The organism is Nocardia sp. NPDC006044 (genome assembly GCF_042871115.1).
Classification (GTDB): Bacteria; Actinomycetota; Actinomycetes; order Mycobacteriales; family Mycobacteriaceae; genus Nocardia.
This window is the reverse complement of record NZ_JBIAID010000003.1, coordinates 1078653-1092530: the sequence shown is the minus strand read 5'-3', so window position 1 is coordinate 1092530 and position 13878 is coordinate 1078653. Positions and strand designations below refer to the sequence as shown.

17 protein-coding genes and 1 tRNA gene are annotated in these 13878 nt (G+C 61.1%); 8 read left to right on the top strand and 10 right to left on the bottom strand.

Going from position 1 to position 13878, the window contains the following annotated elements; genetic code table 11:
- Window positions 1-441 precede the first annotated feature (441 nt).
- Window positions 442-1278, top strand: a complete 837-nt coding sequence (locus ACFYO1_RS29545) for a hypothetical protein (RefSeq protein ID WP_387237645.1) — start codon at window positions 442-444, stop codon at window positions 1276-1278.
- Window positions 1279-1325: 47 nt separating this feature from the next.
- Here the strand turns inward: ACFYO1_RS29545 and ACFYO1_RS29540 are convergent, their stop codons facing one another.
- From ACFYO1_RS29540 to ACFYO1_RS29525, 4 genes are all read right to left on the bottom strand, one after another.
- On the bottom strand, window positions 1326-1745 hold the full coding sequence (locus ACFYO1_RS29540) for a hypothetical protein (RefSeq protein ID WP_387237642.1): 420 nt from the start codon (window positions 1743-1745) through the stop codon (window positions 1326-1328).
- Between the two features lie 442 nt (window positions 1746-2187).
- Window positions 2188-3405, bottom strand: a complete 1218-nt coding sequence (locus tag ACFYO1_RS29535; RefSeq protein ID WP_387237639.1) for a VWA domain-containing protein — start codon at window positions 3403-3405, stop codon at window positions 2188-2190.
- A gap of 240 nt (window positions 3406-3645) precedes the next feature.
- On the bottom strand, window positions 3646-3903 hold the full coding sequence (locus tag ACFYO1_RS29530) for a hypothetical protein (protein ID WP_387237636.1): 258 nt from the start codon (window positions 3901-3903) through the stop codon (window positions 3646-3648).
- A gap of 57 nt (window positions 3904-3960) precedes the next feature.
- Window positions 3961-4569, bottom strand: coding sequence for an esterase/lipase family protein (locus tag ACFYO1_RS29525; RefSeq protein ID WP_387237633.1), 609 nt, complete (start codon window positions 4567-4569; stop codon window positions 3961-3963).
- A 267-nt stretch (window positions 4570-4836) separates the two neighbouring features.
- On the opposite strand from ACFYO1_RS29525, the gene ACFYO1_RS29520 reads away from it, so the two are divergent.
- The 5 genes from ACFYO1_RS29520 to ACFYO1_RS29500 all read left to right on the top strand — a co-directional run bounded on the left by ACFYO1_RS29520 (window position 4837) and on the right by ACFYO1_RS29500 (window position 7279).
- Window positions 4837-5139 (top strand): hypothetical protein, encoded by a 303-nt coding sequence (locus ACFYO1_RS29520; protein ID WP_387237631.1) that lies wholly within the window; start codon window positions 4837-4839, stop codon window positions 5137-5139.
- 52 nt (window positions 5140-5191) lie between these two features.
- A complete protein-coding gene (locus ACFYO1_RS29515; protein WP_387237628.1) occupies window positions 5192-5839 on the top strand; it encodes a Panacea domain-containing protein in 648 nt (215 codons plus the stop codon).
- Between the two features lie 40 nt (window positions 5840-5879).
- Window positions 5880-6464 carry a hypothetical protein gene (locus tag ACFYO1_RS29510; RefSeq protein ID WP_387237625.1) on the top strand — a complete coding sequence of 195 codons (585 nt, stop codon included), beginning with the start codon at window positions 5880-5882 and terminating at the stop codon, window positions 6462-6464.
- 102 nt (window positions 6465-6566) lie between these two features.
- Window positions 6567-6630, top strand: a tRNA-OTHER gene (locus tag ACFYO1_RS29505).
- 136 nt (window positions 6631-6766) lie between these two features.
- Window positions 6767-7279, top strand: coding sequence for an HNH endonuclease (locus ACFYO1_RS29500; RefSeq protein WP_387237621.1), 513 nt, complete (start codon window positions 6767-6769; stop codon window positions 7277-7279).
- Window positions 7280-7326: 47 nt separating this feature from the next.
- Here ACFYO1_RS29500 and ACFYO1_RS29495 read toward each other — a convergent pair whose 3' ends face one another.
- A complete protein-coding gene (locus tag ACFYO1_RS29495) occupies window positions 7327-7875 on the bottom strand; it encodes a hypothetical protein (RefSeq protein ID WP_387237618.1) in 549 nt (182 codons plus the stop codon).
- A 112-nt stretch (window positions 7876-7987) separates the two neighbouring features.
- Here ACFYO1_RS29495 and ACFYO1_RS29490 point away from each other — a divergent pair, with 112 nt between their 5' ends.
- Window positions 7988-8188, top strand: coding sequence for a hypothetical protein (locus ACFYO1_RS29490; protein ID WP_387237615.1), 201 nt, complete (start codon window positions 7988-7990; stop codon window positions 8186-8188).
- Between the two features lie 114 nt (window positions 8189-8302).
- Here ACFYO1_RS29490 and ACFYO1_RS29485 read toward each other — a convergent pair whose 3' ends face one another.
- The 4 genes from ACFYO1_RS29485 to ACFYO1_RS29470 all read right to left on the bottom strand — a co-directional run bounded on the left by ACFYO1_RS29485 (window position 8303) and on the right by ACFYO1_RS29470 (window position 11898).
- Window positions 8303-8473 (bottom strand): hypothetical protein, encoded by a 171-nt coding sequence (locus ACFYO1_RS29485; RefSeq protein ID WP_387237612.1) that lies wholly within the window; start codon window positions 8471-8473, stop codon window positions 8303-8305.
- 756 nt (window positions 8474-9229) lie between these two features.
- A complete protein-coding gene (locus ACFYO1_RS29480; RefSeq protein WP_387237609.1) occupies window positions 9230-10273 on the bottom strand; it encodes a tyrosine-type recombinase/integrase in 1044 nt (347 codons plus the stop codon).
- Window positions 10270-10590, bottom strand: a complete 321-nt coding sequence (locus ACFYO1_RS29475; RefSeq protein WP_387237606.1) for a hypothetical protein — start codon at window positions 10588-10590, stop codon at window positions 10270-10272. The genes ACFYO1_RS29480 and ACFYO1_RS29475 overlap by 4 nt, the downstream gene beginning before the upstream one ends.
- A gap of 915 nt (window positions 10591-11505) precedes the next feature.
- Complete coding sequence (locus ACFYO1_RS29470) at window positions 11506-11898, bottom strand: winged helix-turn-helix transcriptional regulator (protein ID WP_387237603.1); 393 nt, start codon at window positions 11896-11898, stop codon at window positions 11506-11508.
- A gap of 60 nt (window positions 11899-11958) precedes the next feature.
- Between ACFYO1_RS29470 and ACFYO1_RS29465 the strand changes: the two genes are divergently transcribed.
- Complete coding sequence (locus ACFYO1_RS29465) at window positions 11959-12669, top strand: NAD(P)-dependent oxidoreductase (protein WP_387237599.1); 711 nt, start codon at window positions 11959-11961, stop codon at window positions 12667-12669.
- Between the two features lie 211 nt (window positions 12670-12880).
- On the opposite strand, the gene ACFYO1_RS29460 is transcribed toward ACFYO1_RS29465, so the two are convergent.
- Complete coding sequence (locus tag ACFYO1_RS29460; RefSeq protein ID WP_387237596.1) at window positions 12881-13792, bottom strand: sulfurtransferase; 912 nt, start codon at window positions 13790-13792, stop codon at window positions 12881-12883.
- Between the last annotated feature and the right edge of the window lie 86 nt (window positions 13793-13878).

Below are 13878 nucleotides of genomic sequence, written 5' to 3'. Positions count from 1 at the left end.
TCGAGTTGATGTAGCGAGCCTATTCGATCATGTCGTCGAAATGGCCTCGATTCGACGGCAGACCGCCGCCCTGAACTGAACGGTCGCGACGGAGATGGGAATTACCCGGCCAGTAGTCCTTCAGTTTTTTCGTTGCACCGTGTTGGTCTCGGTTCGGCCGGGTTGGAGATGTTCTATGATAGCGACAGGGAGGGCAGTGAATTCGCTGGCGATTGAGCGTCGCACCCGAACGGCCGAAGAGACGTGGGCTTGCTGGATTGCCAGTCATTCCCGGTTGCCGTGTCGGCTTGCCATTTGCGACGCCGATGATCAGCGCGTGTCGAGGATGGATGACATGCGGGCAATCGTCGTTTAAGTGCGCTACCGTTTCGGGGCGCAAACCCTCATGGTGCCAGTCGACCCCGGTCACTCGCGGGGACGCAGCGCCCAGTGTTTCCAACCATGGCATCGCTGTATGTTGGTCATGAGATGTCTGAAGCAATACGGCTTCTTGCGGAAGCAAGCCACAACTTGGTCAACGCGGTTATCCGCGTGACGACGAACATGGCTGAGCACGGGCCTCATAAGCCACTGCGCCAGTCCGTCGATTCGTTCGTCGGCATCGACATCGATTCTGGCGCCAGCGCGGTTCGTTCCTTTGGGCTTGACAGCGTAGAAAGCTTTCCGCTTGTCGACAGGGCCGGACAGGTCATCGGCGTGAAGTTCACTTCGCACGAGGATGATATCGCTGCTTATGAGCACTGGGCCGGTGCCAAGCTTCGAACATCGGACAGCTCCTTGTGCATCGGAATGCCCGATGTCATCCGGCATCCAGACGGGGACAGGATCAGTTGGGCTGAAGTCAGGCCTGCTCCATGGGACGCCGGTGGACAGCCGCCTACTTACCTGTTCGCGCACGGCAATGCCGATGGCACCGTCGATATACGTTCTAAGTCTGGCGACGGAACGCAAACTGACGTTGTGGTGGATGGTACAACGTTCGGTCGCGTTCTCGCCGCCAACAGCTACTACCTGCACGCTCTCGAAGGAAACAGCTTGACGACGGTGTCGGGGATCTGCTACGGAGAATCGTTGGCGGAAGGGATGACCGAGCACCTGTGGGAGGCGGGAATCGAGACCGACGTCTATTCGTTCAAGACAGCGGCCAATATATATTCTCTCGGTACATCGAAAGCACATGCAGAAGTCTCGACACTCGCTGCAGTGGCAGTAGATCCGGCAGACGAGCAACATCTGGCGGATCCGATTACACACCGTGCTCTTCGAAGGCACTCCTAGGAGTGAGATCCATTGTGCCCGTGGGATTCACTGCCTGTCGTTCGGAGTCAGCGTTGTCTGCGAACGAGGTCGTTTGATCCGATCTTGATTTTCACTCGGACATCGTCGGAGTACGTGGTGCCCTCGACCGCGCCTGCGAAGCAATCCACGTGCAGGGGGCCGGTACCTCCGTCTACAACAAGGTTCGTTCCGAGTGCTTTGATGCTGACGGAGATTTCCTCCGGGCAGTCGATGATCAAATCAATTCGAGCACGCTGAGCGAAGTAGCGCAACGTTGACGATGACCCGATGTGCAGGGTATCGCCGTGGACTGCGGCGTTGGCTCCGAGGGTGGCCGTATCACCTTCGGCGCGAACCGCGATGATGTCACGCTTGCTGTAGGAGAGGCGGATGTTGCCCCCCACGATCCTGACGACGATATTTTTGATCTGGCCCGGCTCGGAACGAAACACGTCCACGGTGGTCATGGGATCAATCCTCCAGATCATGCATGCTGGTGCCGCTCGTTGCGTCCGCCACATGCGGCGCGCTGCCCGCACGGTGGGGCACCTGTGCCGTGGACATCAGGGTAGAAGACAGCATCGATGTCGTAGTCCCACAAATGGGCAGCCCAGTACCACGGCGCGCCCGCCCAGGAAATAGCTGATCCGCGACCGGCCGGCGCAGGCACCAGATGAACAACGAACTCAGCGCAAGTTACTTTCTCTGCTGCTGAATAGATTTGTTCGAACGTTAACAAGTAGCGCGACGGAATCGGCGTGGAGTCCACGTGCACGGGAGGGCATCTCAGTGACGTCCAGCGGCGCTCGCTGCGGCTTCGGCGGACGACAACTTTTGCGGCGCCCGCCCGGGGATAGCTGTCGGACACCCGCCGCTGCACTAGCGGTCTCCACGTCTAATCGGCCGGAATCAACCCAAGGTTTGAGACCATGCGCTGAAGCCGCGGACCAGCTCCGTGTAGAACTGCTCACCTGGGACTGCGCCTGGATTCTTTCCGGTGTTGTAAAACGCGACATTGCGGAAGGTACCGGAGGTCGAGGCGTTGAGGTTCTTGTAAAATGCCATTTTCCCGCGGCCGAACCCGATGAAGATCCAGAACACTCCTAGCGTTGCCGAGTTCTGCAGCAACGTTCGTACTGCCGCTTTATCGTCGGGTTCGTCTCCCACCTGGACGATGACCAGTGCGGGATCAACTGCCCCTGACTCCTGATAGTGATTGACCACGCAACGCATCGCCTCATCGACTTGCGACCACCCCCAGTCGACCTGGGTGTGCAATTGCCCGATTCTGCCCCGGTAGTTCTGTAGACTGAGATCCTCGATGAACGGTTCGCGCCGACCTGAGAAAACCACAGGGACAGTGCCGTCGTCGTCGAGGTTTGCCGCCAATGCCAGAATTCGCTCAGCAAACGCTTGAACGGTGAAGGACTCGTAGAGTTCTCGCATGTCGTAGCTGTGGTCGAGAACCAAATACACTGCAGCGCGTCGGCTACTCATTCCCGCGTTCGCCAGAGCATGGTTTGCCTCGGTCGCCACCGGCAGCAACCCGGGCGCGATGTCGGTGACTTTCGCGAGCTGGGTCGGTATCCTCGAATCCGATGGCGCGCTCGCTTGTACATGGCCGGGTGTGTCGTCGCTGTCGATATCGACTCCATAGTCAGTGGCCAAGCCACCCAAGCCTGAGGCGTAGCCCTGGCCCACCGCCCGCACCTTCCACGCATCATTGCGACGGTAGGCCTCGGCGATGACGACGACAGTCTCCCGATTAGTGAAGTCGGGTGCGGTGTATTCGACTGTCGGCCCAGGGTTTTGGGTGACGACCAGCCGTGGGGCGCGACTGAAGACCGTCCCCGGACTCAATGGATCGATGCTCGCGACAACCACCACGGTGGCAACGTCGCGAGGGAGACGTGTGAAGTCGACTTTCACTGTCGTGCCGTCCACTTCGACTCCGTGGCGCGTCGGGTTGTTGTAGAACACTAGGTCGCTGTCGTCGCGCACCTTCCTGTCTGGACCGAGTAGCAGAGCCGAAACATCAATCGGCGTCTGATCCGATGCGAGGGAGAATGAAACGTACCCTCCGTTGAGGGCGATATTTTCGCCCTTGCGCAACGCGGTGCTCGACATTCGCTTCCTAAACTGACGTGAGTGGGACTCGACTCTCTACGGAAGCTACACCGCAGCAGGCGATTTCGGTGCTAAACCGGATGAACTCCGGAACCTGCTCCGAAGCTTGGTGCTCCAGCCGGACTTTCCGATCAGTATGTCGGCGCCGCAAAAGGTGTAACGATCGTTAGTGTAACTATCGTTAGAACTCCGCACAGCCGCGACGCCAGGGGGCGAGAAGCCAGCTCTGCAATCCCTGGTTCAATCGCAAGAAACATCGTTGTCGGCGCCGTCCAATGCGTTCATCACCAGACACACAGACCGATGGTCGATCAGCATGGTGCTGTGCGTCGCCGAGTCCGCCGGACACACTTCCTGCAACAAGAAATTCCGGTGACGGTCATCGGTTCTGGCGAGTAGGGTCGTGTCTGTCGGAGTGATCACATCGTCGGATCGCGAAGCGATTGCCGTGTACCGCACTCCCGGCAACGTCTCGCCGTCGGCATTGAGCGCCGCCAAGAATGGTGAGCCTGGCAGTTGTTGCTGGCCTGGGGCTCCGAATACTCCCTGGGCGATCTATGCGTTGCTCATTCCGGCTGCGGCAAAGTCTGGGTACTCCGCACGCAATCCAGCCCAGGTGGAACCACGGTACGGGGTACCGAGTGTGACAACCGCCGCCGCTGAACTCGCGCCCGTGGCCCGTAGATACTCACGTATCACGGTTCCTCCAATGGAATGTCCGACCAGCGCTACCTGTACCGCGCCGGTGGTCTTTCGCACATTTTCGACCACCTGCGCCAATTCGATGGCCATCACGTCGATGTCGAGCACGCCGTAGACCTGGTGGCCGGCCAGGGCGGCGCCCAAGCTCGGTGCTGCCGAACCCTCGCGCATCGCGTCGATCAGCGTCGGTGCTCGTCCGATATTCGCGGCGAACACACAGTATCCCGCGTTGTGTATGGCCGGGCCCAGTGCGACGAAGGTATTCTGCAGATTTGTGCCAGAACCATGAACCAGCACAACAGGATTCGGGTGTGCAGCGGTTGGTCGACACGAGACATCGTTGACGCCCGAGGGCGCCCCGCCTGCGCTGAACACCGGCGCGGCAGTCGCGGAGACGGCGAAACCGGCCAGCAAGACGGACAATGTGGCGGCAAACGGTATTCTACGTACAGCGGCAGTCATCGACATATCAAATTCCCAAGGGAGCTGAAATCGTCGGCCATGAATTGCGCAGAGATTCTTCCCAGTACCCCCACGAGTGTGTGCCGTTCGACTGGACGTCATATTCGGCTCGAATGCCGAGCGCATCCAGCTTCTCCCGCATATTCCGGGAACTCACCGAAGCGGAAACCGACTGCGTCCTGGAGGCCGTCTTGGCGTACGCCCGGGTACCCGCTCGGGCCCGCCCGGTTCGCTTGGCTGGCGATACTGGCTCTGCAATACGCGCGCTTGGATCTCTGGCAGGTCCCCGATGATCCCCTACAGCTCACGGACCGGCCCGTTGTCCCAACCGCCTACTTCAAACCACCTGACCGAGACCCAGCCACCGCGGCCGTCGAGCGGTGCGCGCTCGCCGTCGAGCGCCCGAGCCTCGCGCCACAACTCGGCATGCACGAGGCCGCGCTGCTCAATCTCGCAGTCGAAACCGCGAAACGGCCGCAGGCGTGGGAAGAGGCCGGAGAGTCCGGGATGACTATTCATGCCACCCTGGCCGGGTTGCTACGTGAACTTTCCCGGGATGTGCAACACTGACCTGCCCTGATGAGATCTCGGATGTCTACACTGGCTTTGAGGAGGTGGCGCTATGCTATTGGCTGATCAAGTGGCATCAGTGATCATCGCCCGGCACGGTGGTCGATGGCTGGACAAGATGCCGCTGCAAAAGCTCCTGTACTACGTGCAGGCGTGGCACTTGGCCATCACGGACAGGCCACTGTTTCCCGAGAAGTTTCATGGCTGGCCGATGGGGCCTGTCATTCCCGAAGTATGGCGCGCTCGTGCTGAGGTACGCACCCGCCAACCGGAAAACCAAAAGCTCGACGGGATCGAACTCTGTGACATTGCGTCAAATCTCGTAGATCTGGTCTTGGTGCAGTACGGCTCGATGAGCGGCTCGGAACTCAGCGCGCTGACTCACACCGAGACGCCATGGAAGGAATCCCGCACCCTGTTGCAGGCCCTTCGGCGTAGTCGACCGATCAAGAACGATTCGATGGCCCGGTTCTACCGCCAGGAACGGATGCTCGGCGGCCGGACCGCAGCAGATTTGGCCGCAGGCGGCGTACACGCGCCGGTCATGGACACCGAACGTGTCGACATCGACGCGCTTCTGGCGAGCCTGCCCGAGGACAAACCCGACGACGATCATTGGGGCGGAGCGAATCTCGCGACCGCGAGCCCCGACGACTACGACGGCATCCCGCTGGTACGAATCCGCAACCGGGAGGCATAGCCCCTTGCAACCTGCCGGTACCGAGGTACAGCGGCATGTCGTGATCTTCGACTGCAACATTTACCTCGACGTAGCGAGCTTGACTGGTCCGCCGTTCACCTGGGCCAAATTCAACTCTGCGGCAGCGCGTCTGGCCTTTGCTCGACCAGACCCAACCACGCGGTCGTATCCAGACTCGCTGCTGGCGGTCGCGGTGTGCCAGTCCGGCAACATGACTCGACGAGAGCCGATCGAGGTTGTTGTGAGCGACCACATACAGGTGATGACCCACAAGAAGGCAGTCGAGATACTCGGCTGGCAACGCCAGGACGCGGACACGCTGCTGACCGGGATGATCGGTGGCCTGGTGGAAATGTCGAATGGCTACACCATTTCCAATTCTTGTCCGGACGGTAACCCACCGCTGGATCACGAGGACGGCCTCGTTTACGGTACGTGTCGATTCGTGGCCAACGAAGACCCCCTCGCCCAGGTGTATTGCGTGACCCGGGACAAGCCGTTTGTGGAGGCATACCGAAGCCATGCACTGCGGCAGCACACCAAGGTCCTTACCCCGACGCAGTTCCGCAGCCTTGTAAGGGCGGCGAGGAATCCCATGGCGCGGGTCATGTCGCAAGAGAATTGATCACAGGCCATAGAGTCGGCTTGACAAGACCTTGTCCCCCCTCGCACTCTTAGGGTGCGGAAGGACTGCCCCCCAGATCGGGGCGCAGTCCTTTTTCGTTGACGCGAGGTATAGCAGCTCGGTGCGCTCATAACGCACAGGTCGCGGTTCGAATCCGCCCTCGCTACGGCCGCAGCGCGTCAACGCCGGGGATTCCATTGGCCCGGCAAAGCACTCCAACGAACCCCCAAGGTTCCGCAATCCCCCGGCCGACCTTCCGCGGGGAGAGTCTGCTGCGCGCTGCCCCCACCTCTTGAGATCCGATGTCCCCGAACGTCAGGGCGAGACATCGCACTCGGCAGCATGCATACCTCAGCGGCCAGCGGCACCGACCCACGAGACGCCGTCGACCTCGCGGTCCGGCTCGCCTGAACCAACGACAGCAGCTGCCACATCGGTGCCGACGGACCGCTGCTCTACAGCACGACGTACTGATTCCCTGGTCGACCGCACCCGACCGATACCGAGGTGTATCGCGCGAGCAAGCTGCACGGATTCGACAGCGCGACAGACGAACCTGTCAACAATGCGGACGCAGCGGATGGCAGATAGACCGCATCATCAACGTTGCGGCCGGCGGAACCGACGACGACACCAACCTGCACGTGCTCTGCGACTCCTGCCACGACGCCAAGACCCAAGCCGAAGCCGCAGCAGGCCGAGCCAAGGTGAGCCGCAACCGTGAGCCCGAGCCACACCCCGGACGGATACCACGACGCAGCACGAAGGGGGTGGGGGGACCCCTCGCCCGGCCCGGCGCACGGCGGTTGGCATAGCACTTCCGGGCATGCGTGCGACTCGCACCTGTTTTTCCTGTGGCTATCTAAGGAAGCCAGGCGAATCGTCCATCAGCGACCATGCCGACAACGATCCCGACGGCCGTGATCAGGATGCCTGCGAGAGCGACGCTCAGGTCGGCGAAAGCTTCGAGCCGACTGCTCTTCCGCAAGTCGGCCACAGCTGCTTCTACCGTCGCTCCGGATTCTCTGGTGAGCGCGTCCATGGCGACTGCATTCTGTCCGACGCGCTGGCGAAGGGCCTGGAGGTCGTTAGCCAGTGATTTGACTTGACCCGCCAGTTGCTCGACCTGAATGGGCAGCGGCTGACTTGAGTCCACTACCGAGTGGACCGTAACCGTTGCTGAGTCAGCTACGGCTATCGCGTCAGCAACAGGCACAACGATGGTGGCATTGCGTCGCAATTGCGGAAGCACGATCGCAAGCGCATGAAGCGTCCTGTTGAAAATGAAGTTCGCCCACTGGGTAACGGCGGTCCGAATTCTTCGATTCGAGTTGCGATTCCAAGCGAACCAGAGGCCGTACATCGTCAGAAGTGTTCCGGCAAGCTCAAGCCACTTTCCAGCAGTCTCCATCGCGACACCTTAGACCCCGGTGGGACCTGCTGCTTCACCCGACGCGCACTCGTTCTGCGCACCCTTTCACCCTGGCCGGCCGCCCTGGAGGCGGCGAGACACTGGAGGTCGCATGGCACCGAAACCCGCTCCACCCAAGGGACTTCGGCCCGGAGGCATCAAGCTCTGGCGGGGTATCGTCGCCGCCTACGATCTGCGCGCCGACGAGTTGCGTGTGCTGCGCGAGGCGGCGCGCGAGGTCGACCTGATCGACACGCTTAAGTTGGCGTTGTCGCGTGACGCGATCATGATTCCCGGGTCGATGCTGAGGTAATCAGCCTGCACTCATAGATCGGCAGCCGATCAGGACGGTCTCCGGAAGTCCTGGATCAAGCGGAGCGGCTCCGCCAACACACGTAGCGGAGCCGCCCCGATAACTCGCTGGGACCTAAAGCTCGAAACTGCCGCCGCCCCGGGGTCCCTTGAACTCGACGCTGGTGCCGTAGATCGTGTCCTGCGCACCGGGGGCTACTGCGCCTACAGCATCGCCTGTGCAGTTATCCGACGAGTAGACGTATGCCGTTCGCCGACTGGTGGTGTTCTCGATGGTGATGTCCATCGGGCCGACCTTGATGCAATGATCCAAATCACCGTGCCGGTCCTCGTACACCAATCCGTTGATGGTTGCGGCCTAATCGGTGGCCGCCGGGCTAGTAGGTGCCAGCAGGGTCAGGGTTGCGGCGATGATCCCGGCTGTGATGGTGAATGACTTCACGGTCGATCTCCTCCAGTTGCGAACGGGGTGGATCACACGCACCATCGAGCAGTGGTGCGCGACAGTCCGGGATTTTTGAGCATCGCAGGTAGCGATGCCACTCCGTACGTTCCCACCCCTGGCAGCACGGGTCAGGATGGCCTTTTGACTGATATCCACTCTGCTACTACGAGATTCACAGTAGATGGAATCGAAGCGGCGAACAGCCCAGGCCTGCCTTCGAATGGACATCCGCCACGTGGGAGAAGCTGACGTGGCAGCTGTTGCGGATAAGTGAAGTACACTGCCGACGCGGTCAACGAGTCCCTCGCGTCGCCGCGTCTATGAAGTCGCGGCTGGCACACTCCATGACCTACGCGCGACGATGGGAACGAGGTACTGACCTGAGCCTCACCGAGCGCCATCTCACTCTCGTACCGAGCCCAGAGCAATGAACCGCGCACTCACCCCCGGCCCCGGCTCCGGCGAGCAGCGGCTCCATGCGGGGCGCCGCAAGATGTCAGTTCAGCGCACAATGTACGAAAGGTTCGGTGTCGCTGTGAGGTTCGGGGTTTCGGTCGCGTCCGTTACTGGGAGCGGGTTCAGCCTGGTCGATATCCGCTACGGAGAGTCGGCGCTGAGCAAACCCGCTCCGGGCTCGAATTCCGGTGCGAGAGGGTGGGGTTCGTTGGTCAGCGCGGACACTGCTGCGGCCACTTCCTCGATTGTGGCCTGGACATAGATCAGGGTGGCGCCGGCTCGGCCTGAGGGTGCGGCGTGGGCACCGAATCGCTGGGCAACGGCGTATCCGAAGTTCCGCTCGACGAAAGTCAAAGTGGTGTAGCGGATCCAGTGCGTGGTGACTCCCTGGATCGCGACCCACGGCAGAAAACGACCGATTCGCTCCCACAGATGGTCGTAGCGGCGATGGGTGATCGGGCGACCGTTCCTATAACGCAACAGCTGGCCGGTGGGATCGGAACCCCGTGCCGTATGAGTGATCATCTGGTTCATCAACGTCGGGGAGACGGGGTGCCAGTGAATCGTTCCACCCTTGCCGTGCAGGCGCAGCAAGCATTGCTCCGGATCGAGATCATCGCCACAGATCCCCAATGCGCTCGAGCGGCGGCACGCGGTTTCGATATGAATGCGAACTATCAGCTGGTCGAGGTCCTCGTCGTTGCCTGTGGTCGCTGCGACGCGGTGAATATCGCCAAGGAGCCTCGTAGCGAGCGCTCGACGGGTGCTCGGCAGGCGCCGGGGGACTTTGAGGTTCGTCGCCGGGTTGTTGAAGGCGGATAGATGACGATCGTCCACTGCGAATTGATACAGGCAGCGAATCGCACTGACCATGTGCTCGGCGGCTGAGCGACCTCCGCGGCTGTTGCGTTTGGTGAGTGCTCCCTGCTGTGTTTGCTGGACGATCTCGTTCAGTTCGGCCGCGGTCGGTTCGTCGAGGGTGCGCTCGTGCCACAGCCCATCAAGGCGCCGCCAATAGGGGCCGTATGTTCGCCGGGCTCCGTCGGACACCGTCACGCTGACCCGCGGTATGAACTCCCCGAAGGTCGGAACTGCCCGGTCGCCGGCGGCGGCCAGAAGCTCTTCAGGCCGAACGCCGAGACGCTCCAGGAGTTGGTGGGCAACTTCGAGGTCGTGGCTGCTCACAGCAGCACCTTGAGGTGAGCCAAGACAGGTGCGAGAGCATCGAACAGGACTGCTGGGGGAACAACCGCGACGACACCGCGGGCGGGGAACGCCATGAGCAGCACGGCCTCCCCGGCCTTGGCGGCGGTGGCTCGCTGGACTGCGGCGGGCAGCCGGATGTGACCGCGTGAGTCGATGGCGAAACGGCTACCTCGAGGTTCGGCCGCACGGATGGCGAGGATCCTGTCGAGCATGACGTGCTCGATCGGAGTCCCGGACGGCCAGCCCATGACGTCGAAAATGCGCTGTGCGGCAATCCGCGCGCGATCATTGAGCACCGACAGCGCAATGCCTGCGCTGCCGAGTTGTCGAAGGTCGGCGGAGCCTGGCGCTGAAACCGCGAGTGGCTGAGTGGGGCTCGTCGGCGTTGCGGACTGTCGCTGAAACGTGTGCATCGGGCATCGGCTCCTCGCCGTGCCGCCTGATTCTCCCTTCTCCATGAAAGCCGATCTTCGGGATCGGCGCCACCATGATGAACCGCGGCACACCAACGCTCCGTTCGGGTAGTCATAGCAACGCAGGATCTGCTGGCTCCGGCGGCTCGGGCGAGCACTCGATGACAGTGCGGAACTCGCTGCCTTTCTTGTGGCGTTAGCAACTACCAGTGAACGCATGACTACGTGTTGGGATGCGCCCTTCTACTGCGGTTGGTGAAAAATGAGGGCGCGTCCGGCGGGGATGCGCATACGGTTACGGCCTGGCGTTTTGTAGGTATGGCGCTCTAAGTGAGACGGTTGTGTTCAGTTAGAGGGTCGGTCCTCTTCCTGGGGTTGGGAAGACTGTCGAAGCGTATGGAGCGACGAGCGCAATACCCTTGAGCCAGGGACGTGTCAGCTGTGATTTGGGCTGTGGTAATCCTGTGGATTCGGCCGACCGGGCCCTTCGTCAAAGCACCCGGGTCGGCTGGATGATCGCGATGGAGTAGCAGACCTGTCGGGGCGTCGTGGCATCGGTTTGTGCATCGCGATCAGGCACCTTGGGTGTCGGCCACTCCACGGACCGGCACCCAAGGTATGCCTGCCAAGTCGTCGGATGTGGCGGCGTTTTGGCCGCGTGGCATCAGGATCAGAACTAACTGCCTGAGCCATGTTTGCAGATCGGGACCTTGAACTGAAGCTGCGGTCAGGATTTCTGAACTTCGGCCATCAAGCTCAGGTGTGTTATGTAGGTCAAGCGTAGGCTGGCGTCAGACGTCAACTGGCAGAGTTGATCTGATTCGTGCTGTCGAAAATTTCTCTCAAGCGCAGTAGTTCATTGAGATGTTCCCGCGTCCACTGGCGGACATGCTCGATAAGGCCAAGGATAGTGCGGCCTAACGATGTCAGCGCGTATTCGACTCCGCAACCATCGACGTCTTCGACTAGATGACGACGTATGAGTCCGTCGCGTTGCATCGTCGACAAGGTCTCCGTGAGAACCTTTGCGCTGATCGGCTGTAGGTGTCGGCGCAGGGTGCCGAATCGCTGTGGACCGGATTCAAGGCACAGCACGATCATGGCAGTCCATTTGCCGCCGATCTGAATGGGAAAAGTACTCATGGGGCAGATCGGATCAAACGGAGGCAAAGGGGTATTGGTCCCGCTCATAGGTCCAGTCTAGGCAGTTACGTTGCGGTTACCAGGTCCCCCTCGCGTACCGTCAGGCCCATGTCTGGCAATGCTCGCAACACCGCCCAACACGTCGCTATCTTCGGTGCCGGCGGACGCGTCGGCCGTGCCGCTACCGCAGCCTTGCTTCAACGGAGTATTCAGGTCACAGCGGTGCTTCGCGATCCTGCCCGGCAGCAGTTGCCGAGCCACCCGAATCTTCGCGTGGCCCAAGGCGACGCTGAGGATCCAAGCAGCTCGGGGGCACTATTGGAGACAGTCGACGCCGTCGTACTCACCGTCACTCCGTTCACCGCACCGCCTGACACGTTCGATGGTTTTGACCTCGACTACTACGCGAAGATCGTCATCGGGATCGACGAAAGCTGGCGACGACAACGTCGACGGTTGGTTGCTGTCGGTCTGACCGCCAGTCTGCTACTTGATTCCGGTGAATTGATCAGAGATGACCCCAGTCTGTTTCCGGCCGAGCTGGCACCATTTGCCACCGCCCACGTACGCGAACTCGCCGCTCTGCGCACAACCAAGAACCTCGACTGGGCGATCTTGACGCCACCCGCAGGCTTCGGAACCGAATCTGCAGGTGGGCTGGAGTACCGATTGATCGCAGAACCCGTCACCAGGTTCGAAGCTACGTCGCAACTTTCACACAGCACCTACGCTCAAGCTTTAACCGACGAAATCACGAACCCAACTACGCACGAGTCCCGTGTCCTTGTCGCTCCCGGATCAATTGAGCGGGCAGAGTAGAGAAAGTCGACCGTTCACTCGCACGGGTCCGATCGCGTATCGGTTGTGACGTGTCTACGGCGCGGCCTGGGACAAATGGATGCCACCGTCGACCCCGAGCCGGGCAATCCCGGCACTCAACACCTGCAATCGATCTGGCCCCGCTGGCCGGAGGCGCTTCATGTATCCGATAACTCGACCCTCAGCGGCGGCCATGAGGGAAGCGTGGTGCCTACGCAATGGGCAGTTCGGTACGCCTACTCCATTCACTCCAGCTACCGGGGTACAGGCGAGCGACCCCCAGGCCTGCGTATTCCATCGCGAGGGCGTTGTGACAGGCGGTCACGCCAGCGCCGCAGTAGTGCACGACGGTCGCCGGGTCCGTCCCTGGTGTGACGCCGACAGTTGCGAAAGAGGTTCGGAGCCTGTCCGGTGTGATGATGCGGTCATCCGAGGACAGATGGCTGCGGCACGGAAGATTGACTGCCCCGGGTATGTGTCCCGCACGCGGGTCGGCCTGAGGAATAACACCGAGCCGCGGATCTACCTCTGGATCCTCACCTCGGTACCGATTTCCCGGGCGAGCATCAAGCAGTGTCCAGCCTTCTGTCTGAATCTGATCGGCACTTGCGAGCCGGTCGCTCGGCCAGGCCCGCGGCTCGAATTTCGCGGATGAAGGTGGTGGGACGACGTCCGTCAGCGGAGCGCGATACGCGGAGATTCCGCCAGAAAGGACCGCTGCCAGCGCTCCGGCGGCACGAAGCATCCACACCAGGCGTGCGGCGATGACCCCTCCGGCGTCGTCGTAGGCCACTGTCGGAGTATCCCGACTGATCCCGACCTTGCTCATCGCAACGGCAAAGGAGCTCGGTGAAGGCAAGGGGTGACGTCCGTCGCGGTCCGATCGGTCGCCGGTCAAATCCTGGTCCAGGTCGACGAAGACTGCCCCACGAATGTGACCCTCCAAGTACGCGTCTCGTCCAGAGCGGTCCCAATACCAACGCGTGTCGACGAGATGGAGTGGCGAGTTCGAGTCGAGAAGCCTCTGACACCATTCCCATGAGACAAAAGGGGGCAGCAAGTTCGCCCCATCGCGACCATCGGAAGGGGCAACCGCATCGGCTTCTGGGCGGATCGCGCTCATGCCACGACTTTACCTGACGTACAGAGAATCTCTTCCCATCATATAGAATCCGATGCCTATTGCGCTGATCTTAAATGGATAATCGA